The 19242-nt window shown below is 66.9% G+C and carries 15 protein-coding genes; 8 read left to right on the forward strand and 7 right to left on the reverse strand.

Annotation, left to right across the window (positions count from 1 at the left end; translation table 11 throughout):
* Positions 1 to 14: 14 nt before the first annotated feature.
* The 5 genes from U7114_RS03080 to U7114_RS03100 all read left to right on the forward strand — a co-directional run bounded on the left by U7114_RS03080 (position 15) and on the right by U7114_RS03100 (position 8288).
* Positions 15 to 1685 (forward strand): ABC transporter substrate-binding protein, encoded by a 1671-nt coding sequence (locus U7114_RS03080; RefSeq protein WP_323056528.1) that lies wholly within the window; start codon positions 15 to 17, stop codon positions 1683 to 1685.
* Positions 1686 to 1764: 79 nt separating this feature from the next.
* Positions 1765 to 3267, forward strand: a complete 1503-nt coding sequence (locus U7114_RS03085; RefSeq protein WP_323056529.1) for a malate:quinone oxidoreductase — start codon at positions 1765 to 1767, stop codon at positions 3265 to 3267.
* A 69-nt stretch (positions 3268 to 3336) separates the two neighbouring features.
* Complete coding sequence (locus tag U7114_RS03090) at positions 3337 to 6570, forward strand: efflux RND transporter permease subunit (RefSeq protein ID WP_323056530.1); 3234 nt, start codon at positions 3337 to 3339, stop codon at positions 6568 to 6570.
* Between the two features lie 126 nt (positions 6571 to 6696).
* Complete coding sequence (locus tag U7114_RS03095; protein ID WP_157241868.1) at positions 6697 to 7806, forward strand: LLM class flavin-dependent oxidoreductase; 1110 nt, start codon at positions 6697 to 6699, stop codon at positions 7804 to 7806.
* Positions 7806 to 8288: a MarR family winged helix-turn-helix transcriptional regulator gene (locus U7114_RS03100; protein ID WP_323056531.1), complete on the forward strand. Its 483-nt coding sequence runs from the start codon at positions 7806 to 7808 to the stop codon at positions 8286 to 8288. Before U7114_RS03095 ends, U7114_RS03100 begins: the two co-directional genes overlap by 1 nt.
* On the opposite strand, the gene U7114_RS03105 is transcribed toward U7114_RS03100, so the two are convergent.
* A complete protein-coding gene (locus U7114_RS03105; protein ID WP_323056532.1) occupies positions 8285 to 9091 on the reverse strand; it encodes a transglutaminase family protein in 807 nt (268 codons plus the stop codon). The genes U7114_RS03100 and U7114_RS03105 overlap by 4 nt on opposite strands.
* Positions 9092 to 9165: 74 nt before the next feature.
* Positions 9166 to 9978 carry a hypothetical protein gene (locus U7114_RS03110; protein ID WP_416235540.1) on the reverse strand — a complete coding sequence of 271 codons (813 nt, stop codon included), beginning with the start codon at positions 9976 to 9978 and terminating at the stop codon, positions 9166 to 9168.
* Positions 9979 to 10122: 144 nt separating this feature from the next.
* Between U7114_RS03110 and U7114_RS03115 the strand changes: the two genes are divergently transcribed.
* Positions 10123 to 10782: a DUF1684 domain-containing protein gene (locus tag U7114_RS03115; protein WP_157241865.1), complete on the forward strand. Its 660-nt coding sequence runs from the start codon at positions 10123 to 10125 to the stop codon at positions 10780 to 10782.
* 28 nt (positions 10783 to 10810) lie between these two features.
* On the opposite strand, the gene U7114_RS03120 is transcribed toward U7114_RS03115, so the two are convergent.
* Genes U7114_RS03120 through U7114_RS03140 form a run of 5 tightly spaced genes read right to left on the reverse strand, consistent with a single transcriptional unit; the run spans position 10811 to position 16669 of the window.
* Positions 10811 to 11965 carry a cysteine desulfurase family protein gene (locus tag U7114_RS03120; protein WP_323056533.1) on the reverse strand — a complete coding sequence of 385 codons (1155 nt, stop codon included), beginning with the start codon at positions 11963 to 11965 and terminating at the stop codon, positions 10811 to 10813.
* A gap of 7 nt (positions 11966 to 11972) precedes the next feature.
* Complete coding sequence (gene nadC, locus U7114_RS03125) at positions 11973 to 12860, reverse strand: carboxylating nicotinate-nucleotide diphosphorylase (protein ID WP_323056534.1); 888 nt, start codon at positions 12858 to 12860, stop codon at positions 11973 to 11975.
* Complete coding sequence (gene nadB / locus U7114_RS03130) at positions 12853 to 14658, reverse strand: L-aspartate oxidase (protein WP_323056535.1); 1806 nt, start codon at positions 14656 to 14658, stop codon at positions 12853 to 12855. The genes nadC and nadB overlap by 8 nt, the downstream gene beginning before the upstream one ends.
* On the reverse strand, positions 14658 to 15962 hold the full coding sequence (nadA, locus tag U7114_RS03135) for a quinolinate synthase NadA (RefSeq protein WP_323056536.1): 1305 nt from the start codon (positions 15960 to 15962) through the stop codon (positions 14658 to 14660). Before nadA ends, nadB begins: the two co-directional genes overlap by 1 nt.
* Complete coding sequence (locus U7114_RS03140; RefSeq protein ID WP_104998334.1) at positions 15959 to 16669, reverse strand: NUDIX hydrolase; 711 nt, start codon at positions 16667 to 16669, stop codon at positions 15959 to 15961. Before U7114_RS03140 ends, nadA begins: the two co-directional genes overlap by 4 nt.
* Before the next feature lie 244 nt (positions 16670 to 16913).
* On the opposite strand from U7114_RS03140, the gene U7114_RS03145 reads away from it, so the two are divergent.
* Both U7114_RS03145 and U7114_RS03150 read left to right on the forward strand, forming a co-directional pair.
* A complete protein-coding gene (locus U7114_RS03145) occupies positions 16914 to 18344 on the forward strand; it encodes an amino acid permease (RefSeq protein ID WP_323056537.1) in 1431 nt (476 codons plus the stop codon).
* 67 nt (positions 18345 to 18411) lie between these two features.
* Complete coding sequence (locus U7114_RS03150; protein WP_323056538.1) at positions 18412 to 19239, forward strand: alpha/beta fold hydrolase; 828 nt, start codon at positions 18412 to 18414, stop codon at positions 19237 to 19239.
* Positions 19240 to 19242: the final 3 nt, after the last annotated feature.

Below are 19242 nucleotides of genomic sequence, written 5' to 3' on the forward strand. Positions count from 1 at the left end.
GAGGTGATAAACGAGTGCCCAGCAGTACTTCGCGGCGGACAGTCATCAAGACGGGCGCTGTCCTCCTGGCGTTGGGCGTGACCTCCTGCACGGCCGTCCCCGCCCCCTCGCCGTCGTCGGACTCCCCCAGCGCAACAACCGCCGCCAAGCCCGCCGCCACCTTCAATTTTGGAACTGCTGCCCAGCCCCTGGGCCTGGATCCTGCCCTGTCCAACGATGTCGAGTCCCAGCGCATTACCCGCCAGATCCTCGAAGGTCTGGTGGGAGTGGACCAAATCACCGGAAAGCCCACGCCATTGCTCGCCACGGAGTGGACTGAATCGAACGAAGGCCGTTCCTACACCTTCAAACTCCGCTCCGACGTCGTTTTCCAGGACGGGACCCCGTTCAACGCGGAGGCCGTCTGCGTCAACTTCAACCGCTGGTTCGCCTTTTCCGCGGAGTTGAGGCGGCAGGCTCCGGGCGGAACCTTCAAGGGTGTCTTCAAGGCGCATTCGGATGAGCCGGAGCTCTCCATCTTCAAAAGCTGCACCGCACTCTCAGCGGACACTGTGAGGATTGACCTTACCCAGCGGTTCACCGCCTTCCTCCAGGCCCTTACGCTGCCGGCCTTTGCCATGGCCTCCCCTGCCGCCCTCGCCGCGGGCAAGGCCGACGTCCTAGACCAAAGCCGCGGCGGCCAGCCCGTCTCCGCCTTTGGCACCAAGCCGGTGGGAACCGGTCCGTTCAGCCTTTCCTCCTGGGACGAAGGAAGCGTGACGCTGGCCACCAACAAGTCCTATTGGGGCGAACGCGGCCAGATTTCCACCATCAACTTCGTCGCCTACGACCACCCGCAGGCCAGGCTCCAGGCCCTGCTCGACGGCAAGATCGACGGTTATGACGCCGTAACGGTGGGCAACTTCGACCAACTGGTCAAGCGCGGAAAGCAGATCGTCCAGCGCGACCCCTTCTCCGTCATGTACGTGGGCATCAACCAGGATGTCCCCGTGCTCCAGAACCTGAAGGTCCGCCAGGCGATCGAAATGGCGATCGACAAGGAGACCCTGATCCGCAGGTTCTTCATCGACAACACGGCCAAGGCCACGCAGTTCGTCCCGCCCAAGATCAGCGGATTCAACAACGAGGCCCCGGAGTTGGGCCACGACCCCGCCAAGGCCAAGGAGTACCTGAAGGAGGGCGGGTACGCCGGCGAGGAACTCAAGTTCTACTACCCCCTGAACGTCACCCGCCCCTACCTGCCCACCCCCGAGAAGGTCTATGCCGAGATCAGCCGCCAGCTCACCGCCGTCGGATTCAACATCCAGCCGGTTCCGGTGGACTGGTCCGACGGCTACCTGCAGAAGGTGCAGTCCCCCGGCGACCACGCGCTCCATCTCCTGGGCTGGAACGGCTCCTACTCCGATGCCGATAATTTCGTGGGCCCCCTCTTCGGGGAGAAGAACGGCGAGTTTGGCTACCATGATCCCCAGGTCTTTTCGAAGATCAACCGGGCGCGCGGGTTGCCCGAAGGCAAGGAACGGGATGAGCAATATCACACCATCAACGCCCAGATTGCGGCGACCGTACCCGCAGTCCCCGTCGCCTTCCCCATCTCCGCCCTGGCCCTGTCCGACCGTGTCCTGAGCTATCCGGCGTCGCCGGTCTTAAATGAAGTTTTCACGAAGGTGCAACTAAAGCCTTGACGGAGCGGCCCAATTTCAGTATGTCCGCTGCCCGGGGATATTCTGTGACAGCCAGAGCCGCTGCAATCGGAGACTGATCGTGACCTTCATTTCCAAGACCCCACATGCCGACGTCGTCCTGATTGGCGGCGGCATCATGAGCGCCACACTGGGGGCATTCCTCAAGCAGCTGGAGCCGGACTGGACTATCTCCCTGTTCGAACGGCTGGACCAGCCCGGGCTGGAAAGCTCCGGCCCGTGGAACAATGCCGGCACCGGCCACGCTGCCCTCTGCGAACTCAACTATTCCCCTGCAGCCAAAGACGGCTCAGTGGACCCCTCCAAGGCACTGCAGATCAATGAACAGTTCCAGTTGTCCCGCCAGTTCTGGTCCCATTTGGTGGACCGGAACCTGATCGGCTCGCCCAAGGGCTTCATCAACACCGTGCCGCACATGAGCTTCGTAATCGGCGAGGACCACACGCGCTTCCTGCGGACCCGGTACGAGGCACTCAAGCCCCACACCCTGTTCCGGAGCATGGAGTACTCCGAGGACCACGGCCAGATCGCCAAGTGGGCGCCGCTGATCGTGAAGGGGCGCGATCCCAAGCAGCGCATCGCCGCTACCCGCGCCGCAGAGGGCACCGACGTCGACTTCGGGGCACTCACCCGCGAACTGACCACCTACCTTGGGAACAACGGCGTCGAAATCAACTTCGGCCATGACGTCACGGGCATCTCCAGGGCGTCCGACGGCGGCTGGGACCTTTCGCTGAAGTACCCCAAGTCAGGCGAGCACGGCAAGATCCACGCCAAGTTCGTGTTTGTGGGTGCCGGCGGCGGCGCCCTGCACCTGCTGCAGGCTTCGGGCATCCCGGAAAGCAAGGGATACGGCGGGTTCCCGGTCTCCGGGCAGTTCTTCCGCTGCACGGACGAGACCATCGCCGCCCAGCACAGTGCCAAGGTCTACGGCCAGGCATCGGTGGGCGCGCCGCCCATGTCGGTGCCCCACCTTGACACCCGGTACGTGGACGGAAAGCGTTCGCTGCTGTTCGGACCGTATGCCGGGTTCTCCACCAACTTCCTGAAGAACGGTTCCTACCTCGATCTTCCGCGGTCCATCAGGCCGAGCAACATCATTCCAATGCTGGCGGTGGCGAAGGACAACATGGACCTCACCGCGTACCTGGTCAAGGAAGTGGCCAAGCGCCACGGCGACAAAGTCGAAGCGCTGCGTGAGTACTACCCGGAGGCCAAGGATGGTGACTGGGAACTGATCACAGCCGGCCAGCGTGTACAGATCATCAAGAAAGATCCGCAGAAGGGCGGCATCCTCCAGTTCGGAACTGAAGTGATCGCCGGCCGTGACGGTTCCATCGGCGCGCTCCTGGGCGCGTCCCCCGGAGCATCCACTGCGGTCCCTATCATGATCGAACTGCTGAAGAAGACCTTCCCGCGGAACTTCAAGGGCTGGCAGTCCAAGCTGAAGGACATGATGCCCGGCTACGGGGTCAAGCTGGACGAGAACCCGGAGCTTGCCGTCGAGCTGGAAAAGGCAACAGCCAAGTCGCTTCAGCTGGAGAGCGTTTCCGCCAGCCGCTGACCCTGCCGGGGCCGGCGGCCGGCACGTCCGGGTCCGTATCCGTCAGTCAACCCCTCAGGAGACCATGCGATGTTCCGGCTGGCACAACTCTCACTTGCGAACCGGGCCCTGATCGCACTGGTTACTGTCTTCGCGTCCGTCTTTGGCGTGATCACCATGTCGTCGCTGAAGCAGGAACTCATCCCGTCGATCGAGTTCCCGCAGATCACCGTGCTGACCGCCATGCCGGGTGCCTCCCCGGAGGTGGTGGACAAGCAGGTGAGCGGGCCGCTGGAGACTGCCCTGAACGGCGTGGAGGGGCTGGAATCCACCTCCTCCACGTCCCGCAACGGCGTCTCCCAGATCACCATGGTGTTCACGTACGGTTCCAACCTGGACCGGGCACGGAACCAGATTGACCGGGCCATCTCCAACGCCAAGCGGACCCTGCCCGAGGACGTCCAACCGCAGGCCTTCGCCGGCAGCATCAATGATTTCCCCATCGTTTTCCTGGCGGTTTCCTCGGACAAGGGCCTCAGCGAACTCAACGCCGACCTCCAGCGGCTGAGCGTGCCCCGCCTGCAGAAGATCGACGGCGTCCGGGGCGCCGACGTGACAGGCGGCGCTACCCAGCACATCGAGATCCTTCCCCGGCCCGACGCGATGGCGGCATCGGGCGCCACCATCGCCTCCATCCGGGATGCGATGGCCAACAACGGTGCGCTGATCCCGGCCGGAACGCTGGAGGAGCAGGGCAAGACGCTGTCACTGCAGATCGGCAGCCCGGTCGATTCATTGGACGCCATCAAGGCGCTTCCGCTTGCCGGGGCCAGGAACGCCGCCACGATCGGCGCCGTGGCGGACGTCGCCCTCAAGGATGACGAACGCACTTCCATCACCCGGACCAACGGTTCGGAAACGCTTGCCGTGTCCATCACCAAAAAGCCTGAAGGCGACACGGTGGGCATTTCGCACGCAGTCCGGGACACCCTCGACGAACTCGAAGCCGAACTTGGCTCGAACGCCAAGTTCACCCCGGTGTTCGACCAGGCACCGTTCATCGAAAAATCCATCAAGGACCTCACTACCGAGGGCATGCTGGGGCTGGGTTTCGCGGTGGCGGTCATCCTTGTCTTCCTGATGTCCACCCGCTCCACCCTGGTCACGGCAGTCTCCATCCCGCTCTCGCTGCTGATCACCTTTATCGGCCTGTCCGCCACCGGATATTCCCTGAACATCCTGACGCTCGGCGCGCTCACCATCGCCATCGGCCGGGTGGTGGACGACTCCATTGTGGTCATTGAAAACATCAAGCGGCACCTGAGCTACGGCGAAGACAAGGTCACCGCCATCCTGACCGCCATCAGGGAGGTGGCGGGGGCCATTACCGCATCCACGCTCACCACCGTTGCGGTCTTCCTCCCCATTGCCTTCGTGGGTGAGCTCGCGGGCGAGCTGTTCAGGCCGTTTGCCCTCACGGTCACCATGGCGCTGCTTGCATCCCTGCTGGTTTCGCTGACCATCGTCCCGGTGCTGGCGTACTGGTTCCTGAAGAACACCGGCGCCGCGGCCGGTGCGGCTGCGGCAGGTTCAGCAGCTGCCCGCCGCAACGCGGACGAGGTGCGGGAACGGGCGCTGGAAGCGGAACAGCGGAGCAGGCTCCAGCGCGGGTACCTGCCCATCCTCACCAAAACCCAGAAGCATCCGGTGCTCACCCTTGTTGCCGCCGTCCTGGTGCTTGGCGCAACGGCGGCCATGACGCCCCTGCTGGCCACGAACCTCCTGGGTAACTCGGGCCAGAACAGCCTCACGGTCCGCCAGGTACTGCCCGCCGGAACCAGTTTGGCGGACACCAGTGCAGCGGCCGTCCGGCTGGAAGAAGTCCTTCGAGGCATCGACGGCGTGAAGGACGTCCAGGTGACGTCCGGCAACGCGCAGGCCGGGTTCGCCGCGCTCACCTCCACCGGGTCCTCGAACTCCACGTTCACGGTGGTCACGGACGAAAAGGCGAACCAGGCACGGCTGCAGGAGACGGTGCGGAGCGAACTGGCAAGGGTCCCCGATTCCGGGAAGGTCTCGGTGGGCACCCAACAGGGCGGCTTCGGCACATCGTCCACGGTGGACATCACGCTCAAGGCCGCCACCACCGCCGACCTCCGCGAGGCCAGCGACACCATGGTTTCGGCGATGACCGGCGTACCGGGCACCAGCGAGGTGGCAACCAACCTCGCGGCAAGCCAGCCGGTGGTCCAGGTCAAGGTTGACCGGGCGAAGACCGTCGCCGCCGGGCTCAACGAGGAACAGGTTGCGGGCGTGCTCGCAACCACCATCAGCCCCATCCCCGCCGGAACCGTCCGGATCGACACGGATGACTTCCCGGTCCGGATCGGCAAAGGCACCAGGTTCACCAGCATCGACGCCGTCCGGCAAATCCCCCTGCCGGCAGCCGGGGGCCCTGTCACGCTCGGCACCATCGCCGCGGTTGAACAGGTGGACGTCCCTGTATCCATCACCGCCAGCAACGGCCAGCGCACAGCGCGGATCTCCGTGACGCCGTCGGGCTCCAATCTGGGCGCCGTCAACGCGGAGGTCCAGAAACGGCTCGAAGAAGTGCAGCTGCCGGCGGGCGTCACTGCCGAAATCGGCGGTGCCACCACCCAGCAGCAGGAGTCCTTCCAGCAGCTCGGGCTCGCGCTGCTGGCGGCAATCGCCATCGTCTACGTCATCATGGTGGCCACCTTCAAGTCGCTCATCCAGCCGCTGATCCTGCTGGTCTCGGTGCCGTTCGCGGCCACCGGGGCCGTCGCACTGCTCCTGGTCACCGGGGTCCCGCTGGGACTGCCTTCGTTGATCGGCATGCTCATGCTGGTGGGCATTGTGGTCACCAACGCGATCGTGCTCATCGACCTCATCAACCAGTACCGGCAGCCGCGCGACGGACGGCCGGGCATGAACGTTGCGGACGCGATCACGCACGGGTCGCGCCAGCGCCTGCGTCCCATCCTGATGACAGCCCTTGCAACCGTGTTCGCCCTCACCCCCATGGCGCTGGGCCTCACGGGCGGCGGCGGCTTTATCTCGCAGCCCCTGGCTGTGGTGGTCATCGGAGGGCTCATCTCCTCCACGGCCCTCACCCTGGTCCTGGTGCCTGTCCTGTACAGGCTGGTGGAGGGCCGGCGCGAGAGGAAGGCCCTGCTCCGGGAACTGCAGGCGAGGCCGGAATTCGGCCCCGGGGCTGACGTCGATGAGGAGTTCCGGGACTGGACCACCGGCATGGTGCGGAAAACCAGCGGCAGGCGCGCTGCACCCGGAAGCCCCGAATAGGCAGCGCCGACGGCAGGCCCGGAATATTTTCCCGCAGGACGCGTTGTACCCGTCGATAGATGCAAATGCATCTAAATTGGACTACACTGGGAACAAGCCAGCAGTCCAGGAACGGAAAGGCACATCATGCAGATCGGTGTTTTCAGCGTCAGCGACATCACCACGGACCCCACGACGGGCCGGACCCCCACCGAGAACGAACGCATCAAGGCCTCGGTGGCCATCGCCAAAAAAGTGGAGGAAATCGGGATGGATGTCTACGCCCTGGGCGAGCACCACAACCGGCCGTTCTTCTCCTCCTCCCCCACCACCACCCTTGCCTACATCGCCGCCCAGACCGAGCGGATCACCCTTTCAACGGCGACCACGCTGATCACCACCAACGACCCGGTCAAGATCGCCGAGGACTTCGCGATGCTCCAGCACCTGGCTGACGGCCGGGTGGACCTGGTCCTGGGCCGCGGCAACACCGCGCCGGTGTACCCGTGGTTCGGCAAGAACATCCAGGACGGCGTGGAGCTGGCCATCGAGAACTACAGCCTGCTGCGCAAGCTCTGGGACGAGGACACCGTCAACTGGTCCGGCAAGTTCCGGACCCCGCTGCAGAACTTTACGTCGACGCCCCGCCCGCTTGACGGCGTCGCCCCCTTCGTGTGGCACGGTTCCATCCGCACGCCGCAGATCGCGGAAGTGGCGGCCTACTTCGGGGACGGCTTCTTCGCCAACAACATCTTCTGGCCCAAGGAGCACTACCAGCAGCTGATCGGCCTCTACCGGGAGCGCTACGAGCACTACGGCCACGGCAAGGCGGACCAGGCGATTGTGGGCCTGGGCGGCCAGTTCTTCATGCGGAAGAACTCCCAGGACGCCGTCAAGGAGTTCCGCCCCTACTTCGACAATGCCCCTGTGTACGGGCACGGCCCGTCACTGGAGGACTTCACCTCCCAGACGCCGCTGACCGTCGGCAGCCCGCAGGAGGTCATCGAAAAGACGCTGACGTTCCGGGAGTACTTCGGCGACTACCAGCGGCAGCTGTTCCTGATCGACCACGCCGGCCTGCCGCTGAAGACGGTGCTGGAGCAGCTGGACCTGTTCGGCGAGGAAGTCCTGCCCGTCCTGCGCAAGGAATACGCCGCCCGCAAGCCCGCGCACATTCCTGAGCCGCCCACGCACGCCGGCCGGGTTGCCGCGCTGCTGGCAGCGCAGGACGCCGAGAAGTCTGCTGCGGAGGCGTGATGGCCGGCAAGGCTCCTGAATCGCCGGTCCGCCTCGCAGCAGAGACCTGGGAGTCGCTGTTCCGGGCCCAGGTGGCGGTGATGCGCAAGCTGCAGTCCGGGCCTGCGTTCCGGAAGCTCGCGGTGAACGAGTACGACGTCCTGTTCACGCTGTCCCGCTGCCCGTCAGGCTGGCTGCGGCTCAACGAGCTCAATGACAACGTCCTGCTGAGCCAGTCCAGCCTGAGCCGCCTGGTGGAGCGGCTGGAGAAGCGCGGGCTCGTGGCCAGGATGCCGGCACCGGAGGATGGCCGCGGCGTGCTCCTGAAGCTGACTGACGAGGGGCGGGAGCTTCAGAAGGAGATCGGGCGCGAGCACGTGCGCGATATCTCCGCCGTCCTGGGTCCCGCCCTGACACCGGCTGAGCAGAAGGAACTGACAAGGCTCACCACCAAGCTCAGGAGCTCCCTGGGACCGCGCCCGCCCCGGCAGGAACCGAGCTAGCCCAGCGCCACCAGCCGGGCGGGATCCTCAACCGGGAGGTCTCCGTTGACCACGGCGGTGACCTGCATCTGGTTCAGCGTCAGGCTTCCGCCCACCGTGGACAGGAACGCCGTGTCGGCCGAGTCCCTGCCCGCCGTGATCCGCAGCATCGACTCCCGCGGGGCCAGCCCGGTGGGATCGATGACGTGCCATGCGCCTTCCACGTATGCTTCGGCCACGGCGTGGAAGTCCATGGGGCTCAGGCCGGGGGCGTACACGGCCGCCAGGCGTGCGGGTATGTCCTTGGACCTCAGCAGCGCAATGGCCAAGTGCGCAAAGTCGCGGCACACCCCGCGGCGGCTGAGGAGTGTCTCCACCGCACCGTCCGTGCCGCGGGAGGAGCCGCTCATGTACCGGAGTTCCCCGTTCACCCAGTTCCGGACGGCGAGCAGCAGTTCGCCGCCGCAGAGTCCTTCGAACTCGGCATACGCGGTGGGCAAGAGGCGGTCAGATTCCGCGTAGCGGCTGGGCCGGACGTACCGGATCCGGTCGGCCAGCCCGGTTTCCTCGGGCAGTGCCTTCCCCGCCACCGTCGCGGAGTATTCCACGGTCACTTCGGCCGGGTCGGTGAACTCCATGTAGTGCAGCCTGCCGCCGTGGTGATCCGGCACCTCGGACACGGGAACCTGCCGGCCGCCGGCTGTGATGGACAGGCTTTCCTCAAACGAGGAATAGCCGTCGTTCCTCGCCGCGGCTATGGCCATGGCCACCTTGGTGTTGGCTGTGGTCCTGAAAACCAGGCGTGCGGAAACAGTGCGTTCCATGACTCTCCGGGGGTGTCGGCAGTGGAAGGAAGTCGCCGGTTGTCGCGGCCGTTGATGTGGGCCGGGAACGGGGACTAGTTCTTGATCTCCAGAGACATTAGCATCCGCTGGACGTTGGCGAAGTCGCTGCTGTCACCGACGTACTGTGCGGCCTGGCCAAGAGTGTCGAACGCCTTGGCGGGTGCCACTTTTTCGTCTGGCGCGAATGCCCTGACGGCTACCAGGTCACCGAAGGAGTAGTCCCCCTTGCCGGCCGGGCCCCGGATGACGTTGCGCAGTTCGCAGGCCTGGCCGTCCGCCCCGCCCACAAGGTTCGTGACCCCGTACGAGCCGAAGTACCGGTACCCCTGGATCACCCTGAACACAACCCTGGGCGGAATGGTTCCCTCCCCGCCTTCGGCTTTCAGGTCCGACGGCACGCTGCTGATCACGGTGTAGGGCCGCCGCGCGTCCTGCGGACATTCAGCGGACGACGGCGGGAGTCCCGTCCGCAGTGCCGCCATGAAGGTGCCGTCGGGCTTCTTCACCTCGACCTTCAAGGCCCCGGGCAGGGCACCCTCCTCCGGGGCCACCGACTGCGCTATCCACTCCTGCGGCAGCTCGAAACTCACGCTCTTTGCAGGGTCCGAGAAGGTTTTCCAGGCGGAAGCCGTGGCCACGGGCCCGGCCGTAGCGGACTCCGTGGCACCGGGCGTGGCGCTTCCGGAGGCCGTTGCTGACGCTGATGCTTCCGCCGGCGCGGTGGAGGCGGCCGCGGTGCCCGGCCCGCCAGGCTCCGCTGTCCATCCCGGCCCGCTGTTTGACGGTGTGGAGCATCCTGCCAGGAGCGCGCCGGCCACGAGCACTGATGCGCCCGCCAGGGCCCTTGATGTTGCCATGCCTTCCATGCAGCCAGCCTAACGGGACGCGGCAGCGTCGGGTCCTTTCCCCGGACGGTGTTTCGGCCTGCGCCGATGCGCGGAAGCCGTATGGCAGGGATGCGTGTCGCCGTCGGACGCGCAACTCCGGCGCCGGGGACTAGGCTGGTGCTTATGGAAGCCCACCACGGCACGGCCGAAGAAGATTTGGCGGACATTTCCGCCGTCGACATCGCCGACTGGCGCCTCCGGACCTTTGGCCTGTACGCCAATGTCCGCAAAGTCTCGGCCGAGAGTCCGGCGGAAGCGCATCTGTATTGGCGCCACCAGCGGGACCTCATGTTCGCCACGCACCCTGCATCCCCGCTGACTGCCGAGGAGAAAGCACGCTTCGGGGGCTTGAAGACTGCGGACTATGATCCGATTTTCCGTTTCCACGTTCCGCTGACCAAGGAAGGTGCCGGACGGGAAATGAGCATCGAAACCGGGACCGACGGCGTGGTGAACTTCGTCAGGATGGGCACGTTCGACCTCCCCGAGATGGGGCAGCTCGCCGTGTGGAAGCTGCGGGGCTACGGCGGCGGCATCTTCGTGCCCTTCCGCGACGCGACCGCAGGCCAGCCCGGCGGAAGCTACGGGGCAGGCCGCTACCTCCTGGACACCATCAAGGGAGCCTTCCACGGCGTCCACGGGACAGGACCGGATGCCCCCTTTGTCCTGGACTTCAACTTTGCCTACAACCCGTCCTGCGCCTACAACGAGGCCTGGGCGTGCCCCCTGCCGGGCCCGTCAAACCGGCTGGCCGTGGATATCCCCGTCGGAGAGCTCTACTAGCAGGTCGCACCGGGGGCATCCGTAACGGCTAGGAGCCGAGGGTCCGCACGCTTGCCACTGCCTGCCGGACAGCTTTGGCGGCGACCGCCAGGTCTTCCCCCGCCACCGCTGCGTCAAAGCTGAACCTGACCGCTGTCTGGGCCACCTCAGCCTCGAACCCCATGGCCGTGAGGACCGGCGACGGCGCATCTGATCCGGCTGCGCAGGCGGAGCCGCTCGAGCACACCACCCCTTGGCGCTCCAGTTCCAGGAGCACCGATTCGCCGCTGGTTCCGGGGAAGCAGAACGATGCCACGGAGGGCAGCCGCTCTGCGGGGTGCCCGGTCAGCACCGCCCCCGGTACCCCCGTGAGCACGGCGTCAATAAAGCTGTCCCGCAGGGCGGCCACCCGCCGTCGTTCTTCCTCCTGGCCGGCCTGGGCGAGTGCCAGCGCGGCGGCCAGCCCCACGGCACCTGCAACGTTCTCCGTCCCCGAACGGCGGCCGCGCTCCTGGCCGCCGCCGTGGATCAGCGGCTCGATCCTGGTGCGGCCGCGGACGAAGAGCACCCCGCAGCCCTTGGGTGCCCCCAGTTTGTGGCCCGAAAGGCTCATCGCGTCAACGCCCAGCGCCCTGGTGTCAAGGGGCAGCCAGCCCGCCGCCTGCACTGCATCCGCATGGAAGGGAACCCCGTGGCTGCGTGCTGCGGCGGCCAGTTCCGCGACCGGCTGGACCGTCCCCACTTCGTTGTTGGCGTACATGATGCTGACCAGCGCGGTTTCCGGGCGCAGTACTGCGAGGAGCGCCTCGGGAGTGACCTGCCCGGTCCCGTCCACCGGCACCACGTCAACCTCGAAGGCGTGGAAGCGTGCCAGGTACCGTGCGGACTCCTCAACGGCCGGATGTTCGACGCCGCTGATCACCACCCTGTTCAGCGCGGGGTCGGCTGCCTGCCGCGCCAGGGCAATGCCTTTGACGGCCAGGTTGTCCGCTTCGGTGCCGCCGGAGGTGAAGGTGACCTCGCCGGGCCGGCAGCCCAGGACCGCTGCCACCGAGGCCCTTGCATCCGCGAGCGCCCTGGCGGCAGCCTGGCCCAGGGTGTGGTGGCTGGAGGGGTTTCCGAATTCGCCGGTCAGGTAGGGCCACATGGCGTCCAGCACCTCGCGGCGGACCGGGGTGGTGGCGGCAGCATCAAGGAAGATCATGGTGTATTCACCCGGCCGTCAGTTCCACGTCCAGGCCGAGGTCCAGCGCGGCCACCGTGTGGGTGAGCGCGCCAACGGAGATGACGTCCACCCCCGTGGCGGCAATTCCCGCGACGGTGGTGAGGTTGACGTTGCCGCTGGCCTCCACCCGTGCCCGGCCTGCGACCAGGGCAACGCCGGCGCGCAGCTCCTGCACGGTGAAGTTGTCCAGCATGATGGTGTCCACGCCCGCCGCCAGGACAGGTTCGATCTGGTCCATCCGGTCCACCTCGACCTCGAAGTGCGTGGTGTGCCCCAGCTGCGCCTTGGCGGCCAGGAGCAGTCCCGTGAGCCTGGCGGGGTCCCCTCCGGTCATGACGGCCAGGTGGTTGTCCTTGGCGAGAACCGCGTCCGACAGGCTGTACCGGTGGTTGGCGCCTCCCCCGCAGCGCACCGCGAAGCGCTCCAGGATCCGCAGTCCTGGGGTGGTCTTGCGGGTGTCGGTAATGCGGGCGGGCGTCCCTTCGGTGAGCTCAACGAATTCCGCGGTCCTGGTGGCGATCGCGGACATCCGCTGGACCAGGTTGAGGGCCACGCGTTCGGCAAGCAGTACCGAGCGGGCCCGTCCGCTGACCCTCGCGAGGTGCGTGCCGGCGTCGAACCTGTCGCCGTCCCCCCGCAGCAGTTCCACGTCCGTGTCCGGGTCCGCCAGCAGCATGGCGTCTCGGAACACGGTGGCGCCGCTGAAGACGCCGGGCACGCGGGCGTTCAGCACGGCGGTGGCGCGGGCTTCGGCGGGGATGAGCAGCTGGGAGGTGATGTCCCCCGCCGGAGCGTCTTCGGCGAAGGCGCGCTCCAGGATCTCCCGCACCGGCGCCGACGGCAGCGCCAGGTCAAGCAGGGTTGTTTCAGTCATGGAGGACGCTCACTTTCGGGCGGTTCGGGTACGTGGTGTCGAATTCTTCCCTGATGCCGGAAGCATCCTCCGGGCAATCGCTGCGGTAATGGGCGCCCAAGGACTCCTGGCGTTCCTGGGCCGCAGCCACCAGGAGCTGCGCTGCCAGCAGCAGGTTCCGGTCCTCATGCAGTCGGGCGTCCGCAGCAGGGGCAACAGTGCCGGGACGAACGACGGCGGCCCACCGCCCCAGGGTGTCCCCCGCTTCCCGGAGCAGCTCCCCGGAACGAAGCACCCCGGCCTTGGCAGTCATCAGCCGGCGCAGGGCCTCACGGGAGAACGGCTCACTCCCCCCACCGAAGTTGGACGGCCGGCTCCCACCCAGTGCATCGAACCCGGCCCCGGCGCCTGCTGAAGTCGCACCCAAGGCGGACCCGTCTTCGGCGCCTTCCGGGGCTCCGGAAGCGAGCGTCAAGGGGAGGCCGCCCGCGGCCGAGCCAGCGAGCGGAGGAGCGCCGGCAGGCGCACCCCAGCCGGGAACGTCAGGAGATAGGAAGTGTTCAACAGCGCGGCGGCCGAAGACGAGTCCTTCCAGGAGGGAGTTGCTGGCCAGCCGGTTTGCCCCTTGGACCCCGGTGCACGCAACTTCCCCGGCCGCATACAGTCCGGGAACCGTGGTGCGCCCGTGGAGGTCGGTAAGGACTCCGCCCATCCAGTAGTGGGCCGCGGGTGCCACCGGAACCAGTTCGCGGGTCCAGTCGATGCCGGCGTCGAGGGTCCTCTGCGTGAGGGTGGGGAACCGCATTGCCAGGAATCCGGGACCCTTTGCTTGCTCAATGACGCGCGCGTCGAGGTAGACGTGGCCGTTGGGATCGCCGAGCTTGGCAAGGTGCAGGGCAATGCTGCGGGAGACCACGTCGCGGGGGGCGAGTTCGGCGCCGGGGTGGTAAGCCCGCATGAATCGCTTCCCGTTGCCATCGACAAGGACGGCTCCTTCGCCGCGGACGGCTTCGGAGATGAGGAGCGGATCCTGGTCCAGCCCGCGTGCGGTGCCCGGGCCCGGGGTGCCGGCGCCGGGCACCAGGCATGTGGGGTGGAACTGGAAGAATTCCAGGTCGGACACTGCTGCCCCGCTGCGGACGGCGAGCGCAAGGCCGTCGGCGGTGGCCACCACGGGGTTGGTGGTCTGGGCAAACAGCTGGCCTGCTCCGCCGGTGGCGAGCAGCACGGCGTCCCCGCGCAGTGTGAGTGTCCGGCCGTCCTGCAGGAACTGGACGCCGTTGACGTGGCCGTCCGTTTGCCGGAGGGCTGTGGCGTGGGCGCCGGTATGAAGTGCCAGGGAGCCGCCTGCCTGCCGGGCCAGCACTGCACGGATCAGGGCCGCGGCCACCTTCGCGCCTGTGGCGTCGCCGCCCGCGTGCAGGATCCGCGGGGCGGAATGGGCGGCTTCCAGCCCCAATGCCGGGCCGCCGTCTGTACCGGGATCAAAGACCACGCCGAACCGTTCCAGCCCGGCAATGTCCCTGCGGGCCTCCGTGCACATGAGCCGGACTGCCTCTTCGTTGCAGTGTCCCGCACCTGCCTGGAGGGTGTCGGCAATGTGGGCCGCAACGGTGTCCCCGGGGGTGGGCTCGTCCAGCACGGCTGAGATGCCGCCCTGGGCGTACCAGGTGTTGCTCTCGCAAAGCTGGCCCTTGCTCAGCAGCACCACGTCTGCCCCGGCGTCGGCCGCCAGCAGTGCGGCGTAAAGTCCGGCAATACCGCTGCCGACGACGACCAGCCGCCGGCGCGTGCCGGGCACAATGGGCGCGGCGGACATTATGGCCTGGCGGCGAGCATGCGCTCGAGCGCGGTCCGTGCATGGTCCTGGACGGAGTCCGCCACCGTGATCCGGTTGACGATCCGCCCGGCCACCAGTTCCTCCAGCACCCAGGCAAGGTAGCCCGGGTGGATGCGGTACATGGTGGAGCAGGGGCAGATCACAGGATCCAGGCAGAAGATGGTGTGCTGCGGGTATTCGGCGGCGAGCCGGTTCACCATGTTGATCTCGGTGCCGATGGCAAAAGTGGTGGGTTCCGTGGCCGCGGCGATGGCCTTCCTGATGAAGTCGGTGGAGCCGGCCGAATCGGCAGCGTCCACCACCTCCATGGGGCACTCCGGGTGCACGATCACCTGGACGCCGGGGAAGTCGGCGCGGGCTTTCTCGATCTGGGCCACGGTGAAGCGCTTGTGCACCGAGCAGAACCCGTGCCACAGGATGACGCGGGAATCGAGCAGCGCCTGTTCGTCGTTGCCGCCCAGGTCCTTGCGCGGATTCCACATGGGCATCTGCTCCAGCGGCACACCCAGGGCCTTGGCAGTGTTGCGGCCCAGGTGCTGGTCCGGGAAGAACAGCACCCGCCGGGCGCGCTGGAACGCCCACTCAAGGACCGTCCTGGCGTTGGAGGAGGTGCAGACGATGCCGCCGCGCTCGCCGCAGAAGGCCTTCAGGGCGGCGGAGGAGTTCATGTAGGTGACGGGGATGACCGGAACCCGGCCCTCGGCGTCGGGCTCCGTGCCGTAAATCTCCTCAAGCTGCTCCCAGCACTCAGCCACGGAGTCGGCGTCGGCCATGTCCGCCATGGAGCAGCCGGCCGCCAGGTTGGGCAGGATGACGGCCTGCCCGGGGGCGGAGAGGATGTCAGCGGTTTCGGCCATGAAGTGGACGCCGCAGAAAACGATCGCCTCTGCGTCCGGACGGGTGAGTGCGGCGTTGGCCAGCTGGAAGGAGTCGCCCACGAAGTCGGCGTACTGGATCACTTCATCGCGCTGGTAGAAGTGCCCCAGGATGACGGCCCGGTCCCCCAGCGCAGCCTTCGCGGCCAGGATCCTTTCGCCCAGCTCGGCGTCGCTGGCCAGTTTGTATTCCTCGGGCAGCTGGCCCTGGCGGGGGGTGGCGGCGGGAGCCACGTCCGCACTGGAGGCACCCGGGCCGTAGGCGGGAACGCCGGCGAGCGCCTCGGCAAGGTCGTAGTCCCAGGGGCCCTTGGCCAGGGCCGGGCTGCAGGTGCTGCCCTTTGCGGTGGCGCCGTTTTCGGCCTGCTCGCGCGTGATCAGCTGGATTGCCGTGTTGACGCTGCTCATGGTGTGCTCCTGTTGTCTGGGTCAAGGCCGGGCCGGCCGGTAAAGCGGTAGAGGCGCGGTGGACGGTGCTTGCCGCCCTGGAGGTACTCGCCCGTTTCCTCTATTTCGGGGGTGGACTTGAGCTGCCTGCGGAAGTTCGCCGGATCCAACTCGCGGTCCAGGACGGCTTCGTAAACCTCCCGCACCTGGGCCAGGGTGAAGTATTCCCCCAGCAGGTGGTAGGCCACGGAGCCGTAGGCCAACTTGTTGCGCAGCCGCCACAACGCGTAGTCCACGATCGCGTTGTGGTCAAAGGCGAGTTCGCCAAGGCGGTCCGCACGGAACCACCGGACGTTCTCGGACTCATCCGCGAGCGCGGCTTCGGTCGGCTGGACCAGGGCCCAGTAGACGATCGAAACCACGCGCTGGGTGGGTGAGCGGTGAAGCCCGCCGAACGCGTACAACTGCTCCAGGTAGCTGGGGGCAAGTCCTGTTGTCTCCCTCAGGTTCCGTGAGGCCGCGTCCTGGAGCGACTCCGCGTGGCTCAGCGGGCCGCCCGGCAGCGCCCATAGTCCTTTGAAGGGTTCCCGGATCCTTCGCACCAGCGGCAGCCAGAGCGTAGGGCGCCCGGATTTTTCACTGGGGCGGAGCGCGAAGATGACCGTGGAGATGGCCAGCGACGGCGGCGCGGCCTGGCGCTCGGAGACGTTGGCAGAACTGGAGTACATGTCCCACCGCCTTTCCGGGGACCAGGGGCTCGCCCTCCGCAAAGGCGCCCGACTGAGTTATGGTCATTTTGACCAAAACTAATTCTACGGCCTGCCGCTCCATAAACGCCAACTATTTCGGAAGTTTGCCGTCCCGGGGTTCCCGCCGCCCGGGGGCATCAAATTCCGCTACGGGACCGTAAACGGTAAATTCAAGAGGTCCCACAAGGCGGCACCATCCAAACCCCAAGAAGGTTCACGGCACATGACGATGAAGTCCACCACAGCCCGGCCCACCGGAAAGCCCGCGCATCCTCCCCACAGCATGAAGCCCCGGCAGCTGACCATGATGGGGCTCGGCAGCGCCATCGGCGCCGGCCTGTTCCTGGGCTCGGGCGCGGGAGTGCAGGCCGCCGGCCCCGCCGTCCTCATTTCCTACCTGGTGGCCGGCACCCTGATCATCCTGGTCATGTGGGCCCTGGGCGAAATGGCTGCCGCGAACCCCAACAGCGGCGCCTTCTCCGTTTACGCGGAACGCGCTTTGGGGAAGACGGCCGGCGCCACGATCGGCTGGCTCTGGTGGCTCCAGCTCGTAGTGGTGATCGCCGCCGAAGGGCTCGGGGCAGCCGCACTCCTCTTCTCCGTCTGGCCGGTCATTCCAGTGTGGGCGCTGGCACTGGTGTTCATGGTGGTTTTTACCGGCATCAACCTCGCGGGGGTCCGGAACTTCGGCGAGTTCGAGTTCTGGTTCACCATCCTCAAAGTTGCCGCGATCGTGCTGTTCCTGGCCGTGGGTGCCGCCCTCCTCCTGGGCCTGCTGCCCGTCACATCACCCGGACTGTCCAATATCACCGGCGACTTTGCGCCGCAGGGGCTGGGCGGCATTGCGTCCGCACTCTTCGTGGTCATCTTCGCGTTCGGCGGGACGGAGATTGTGTCCGTTGCCGCGGCCGAAACACAGGATCCGGAGCGGAGCGTGGCCAAGGCCATCCGCACTGTTGTCTGGCGCATCCTGGTGTTCTACATCGGCTCCGTGTTCGTCATCGCCGCCGTCCTTCCGGCCACCTCGGAAAGCCTCGCCTCACCCTTCGCCGGCGTGCTGGACGCGGCGCGAATCCCCGGCGCCGGAACGGCGATCACCCTGGTGGCCGTCGTCGCACTCCTCTCCGCACTGAACGCCAATCTCTACGGGGCGTCCCGGATGGCCTGCTCCCTCGCACAGCGCTCCGCAGCGCCCCGCATCCTCACCCGCCTGGGCGGCGCCAACGTCCCCATGCTCGCGGTGGGGGTATCGGTCGCCTTCGGTTTCATCGCCACCGTCCTGGAGCTGCTGTTCCCCGAACGGATCCTTCCGGCCCTGTTCCAGCTGGTGGGCTCCACCTGCCTGGTGGTCTGGGGAAGCGCCCTCGTCTCGCAGCTGATCCTGCGGCGGCGGGCGGACCGGGCAGGAATTCCGCTGCCCCTCCGGATGAAGGGTTTCCCCGGGCTGACCATCCTGGGACTTGTCCTGCTGGCCGTCATTTTCGCTGTGGGGTTCAGCGCGGAAGAGAGCCGCCTCCAGCTCTTCAGCACCTTTGCCCTTATCGCCGCGATTGCCCTGGCCTGCGCGGCGGGCGCCCGGCTCACCGCCCGGACCCGCCGCCCGGGGGCTGCCGCCGGTGAGGGGAAACAGCCGGGCGGCCGGCAGGTAGAGTAAAACCAGTAGCACGAGGTTCCGAAGCGCCGGGTCCGCCTGGGCGCCGTACTTGATGAGGACTGACACCATGAGCGGCAGGCACACCGGCCAACAGCACACGCACACCGTGGAAGGCACGGACCCGCAACTCTACGTGGCGGTGCATGATCCTGCGGTTGATGCCGGGTTCCGCCCGGTCCTGCTGGTGCACGGATTCTCCTCCTCCAGCAAGCTCAACTGGGAGGACACCGGGTGGGTGGCCGCGCTGCTGGACGCCGGCCGGCGGGTCATCACGGTGGACCTGCCCGGCCACGGCCGCAGCGGCGCCCCGGAGGACCGGGACTCCTACTCCCCCAGCAGGATCCGCGCAGACCTGCTTCAAACAGCGTTCGACGCCGGCGTGCGGCCTTTGCAGGAGGGTGACCCTTCCAGCGGCCTCGACATTGTGGGCTACTCGCTGGGCTCCAGGCTCGCCTGGGAATTCGGCGCCACCCAGCCGGAAATCACCCACCGGCTTGTCCTTGGCGGCCCCAACATTTCTGATCCGCTGGCCGAGTTCGACCTTCGCGCCGCGCAGGATTACCTTGCCGACGGCACACCCATCGCCGACGAGTCCACGGCCCGGCTGCTCAAGATGGCACTCCTGCTGCCCAGCAACAACATCTTCGCGCTGCTCTCCCTGGTGGAGGCCATCAAGGCCGAGCCGTACGACCCCGCAGAGGCAGTTCCCCACGTGCCGATGCTCCTGGTGGCGGGGGAAATGGACGAACGGGCCGCCAGCCTGCCGCAGCTTGAAGAACTGGCGCGGAAGGCCGGTTCCATGGCCGAGCAGCTTATCCTGCCCGGCAGGAACCATACGAACGCTGTGACGAGCAGGGCCTTCAAGCAGGCTGCCATTTCCTTCCTGGCCGTCTAGCCT

This window comes from Pseudarthrobacter sp. C1 (assembly GCF_034720455.1).
Taxonomy (GTDB): Bacteria; Actinomycetota; Actinomycetes; order Actinomycetales; family Micrococcaceae; genus Arthrobacter.

Coding starts and splice junctions, on each gene's coding strand:
- nadC (WP_323056534.1), bottom strand. CDS start 12,860: ATGACTGAAACAACCCTGCTTGACCTGGCGCTGCCGTCGGCGCCGGTG.
- U7114_RS03110 (WP_416235540.1), bottom strand. CDS start 9,978: ATGGAAGGCATGGCAACATCAAGGGCCCTGGCGGGCGCATCAGTGCTC.
- U7114_RS03105 (WP_323056532.1), bottom strand. CDS start 9,091: ATGGAACGCACTGTTTCCGCACGCCTGGTTTTCAGGACCACAGCCAAC.
- U7114_RS03145 (WP_323056537.1), top strand. CDS start 16,914: ATGACGATGAAGTCCACCACAGCCCGGCCCACCGGAAAGCCCGCGCAT.
- U7114_RS03115 (WP_157241865.1), top strand. CDS start 10,123: ATGGAAGCCCACCACGGCACGGCCGAAGAAGATTTGGCGGACATTTCC.
- U7114_RS03150 (WP_323056538.1), top strand. CDS start 18,412: ATGAGCGGCAGGCACACCGGCCAACAGCACACGCACACCGTGGAAGGC.
- U7114_RS03100 (WP_323056531.1), top strand. CDS start 7,806: ATGGCCGGCAAGGCTCCTGAATCGCCGGTCCGCCTCGCAGCAGAGACC.
- nadB (WP_323056535.1), bottom strand. CDS start 14,658: ATGTCCGCCGCGCCCATTGTGCCCGGCACGCGCCGGCGGCTGGTCGTC.
- U7114_RS03120 (WP_323056533.1), bottom strand. CDS start 11,965: ATGATCTTCCTTGATGCTGCCGCCACCACCCCGGTCCGCCGCGAGGTG.
- U7114_RS03140 (WP_104998334.1), bottom strand. CDS start 16,669: ATGTACTCCAGTTCTGCCAACGTCTCCGAGCGCCAGGCCGCGCCGCCG.
- U7114_RS03095 (WP_157241868.1), top strand. CDS start 6,697: ATGCAGATCGGTGTTTTCAGCGTCAGCGACATCACCACGGACCCCACG.
- nadA (WP_323056536.1), bottom strand. CDS start 15,962: ATGAGCAGCGTCAACACGGCAATCCAGCTGATCACGCGCGAGCAGGCC.
- U7114_RS03090 (WP_323056530.1), top strand. CDS start 3,337: ATGTTCCGGCTGGCACAACTCTCACTTGCGAACCGGGCCCTGATCGCA.